The 1,969-nt window shown below is 34.2% G+C and carries 3 protein-coding genes; all 3 read left to right on the top strand.

The window, feature by feature from the left end; translation table 11 throughout:
• The coding region (locus AC22ZQ_RS14355) for a sensor histidine kinase (protein WP_318959444.1) at window positions 1–902 on the top strand (902 nt) is incomplete at its 5' end.
• Complete coding sequence (locus AC22ZQ_RS14360; protein ID WP_318959445.1) at window positions 899–1,597, top strand: LytR/AlgR family response regulator transcription factor; 699 nt, start codon at window positions 899–901, stop codon at window positions 1,595–1,597. The genes AC22ZQ_RS14355 and AC22ZQ_RS14360, both read left to right, overlap by 4 nt.
• 103 nt (window positions 1,598–1,700) lie before the next feature.
• Window positions 1,701–1,969, top strand: a 269-nt coding sequence (locus AC22ZQ_RS14365) for a hypothetical protein (RefSeq protein ID WP_318959446.1), incomplete at its 3' end; no start/stop codon positions are given.

Raw genomic sequence — 1,969 nt, forward strand, 5'->3', positions numbered from 1 at the left:
CCTATGTGAAGTATACTACTGCCTATTTGCACGACAAACAAGAATTAAATGAAAAAGCGCTATTAGACCTTGAGAAAAAATACGATTTTGAAAAACAAAAAGTAATTACTGAACAGGAGCATCATAAAGCAGAAATTGCGCAAGCAGAGGCTGAAAAAATAAGTTTTCAACTGAAGGCGCTCTTTATCTTCTTACTTACCTTTTTAGTGCTTATCTTTTTTATACTTCGCTTACTTTTAAAGAATAAGAAGGCCAGAAAATCATTACAAAAATCTAACGACCGGCTCGAAGAAAGTTTACAACAGAAAGACCTCTTGTTTAAAGAACTACATCACCGTGTAAAAAACAACCTTACCCTTTTGCAAAGCTTGCTTTACCTTAGAGCTTCTACCTCTAACAATCTACAAGTAAAAACTGCATTAAAAGAGTGTGAGCATCGCATACACTCTATGGCAGCAGTGCATCAGAAGCTCTATAATTTAGAAAATGTATCTTCGGTAAACCTCAAAGAGTATTGTAACCAGCTTATTTCTGATTTAAGAACAACTGTTACGATGGACCAAAGGAAAGTGAATATTAATCTTTCCATGAAGGACATCTCCTTAAACATCTCAAAAGCAACACAAATTGGACTTATTTTTAACGAACTCTTTATCAACTCTTTTAAACATGCTACCCCAAAGGGAGAGACACTTGAAATTGGTATAGACATCCATCATGAAAAACAAACACTCATCCTCAACTACCACGATAATGGTCAAGGCTTTTCCCAAGACATTACAAAAAAAGCAGAAGGATTCGGTTTTAAACTCATACGCATACTCTCTCAACAACTCAAAGCATCTTATTCATATAACAATACCAACCATCGTTCACTATTCACCTTTACGATAAAAGAATGAATAAACAGCTCAACATATTAATTGTAGAAGACGAACTACTCATAGGTGAAATGCTCAAAGAAATGCTTCATAACCAACATTACAATGTGGTAGGTATTGCATCTTCGTATATTGAAGGAAAAATACTTTTAGAAGAGCATCCTGAAACCAATATAGTAATTACGGATATTAATTTAAACAACGATCAATCCGGGTTAGAAATGGGGCAATTAATCAACACCCATTATCACATTCCATTTATTTACCTCACCTCTTATTCAGACCCTAAAACATTAGAGCTTGCTGCGGCTACTCAACCTTTTGGTTACATGATAAAACCCTTTAAAGAAGAAGAAATTGCAGCCACTTTGATGATGATAAAATCGCGCATGAACCTAACGCCCGATTTAATCACTTTTAAACATGGAATTGATACTGTAAAATTACAAATCAACGACATCCGTTATTTACAATCTGAAGGCAACTATATTTTGGTATTTACCCAAGAAAAAAAGTATCTACTAAGAACAGCCCTGGAAAGCTTTTTACAAGAAATCAACAGTTCTTTGTTACGCAGAACACATCGATCTTTTGCCGTAAACTTAAATCATATAATAAGCATCAAAAGTCAGGAAATAAAACTCACAGATAAGAAAATTCCTTTATCAAGAAAATACAAAAAAGAAATCCACGACCTGTTTATATCTCAACAGTAAGTTAAATACATACAAAAAAAGGTAGTTCTTAACAAGAAATTCAAATTCATATTCGGCAGTCATATTTTAGTAATGAAATATTAATTTTTATTACTGCACACTTATGAAAAAAAGACGCTTGATTTTTCTAGCTCTTGTTTGCCTTTTTAACCTTTCGAGTATAGCGCAAACTGTTTCTAATTCTGTTACTGCAAAACAAGCTGTTTTAACACCATTACAAACCAAAACTTCTACCGCTAATTTTAGTAAATCCCTTCTGGCCATTTGGGGAACGGGTGCAACAGTTGGAAATACTGATGGACAATTTCAAAACGCAAGCATTAACGTAGGAAGTTATCCCTATGCAGCAACGGGGTGGACCACACAATCATC

The organism is Lishizhenia sp. (assembly GCF_057456495.1).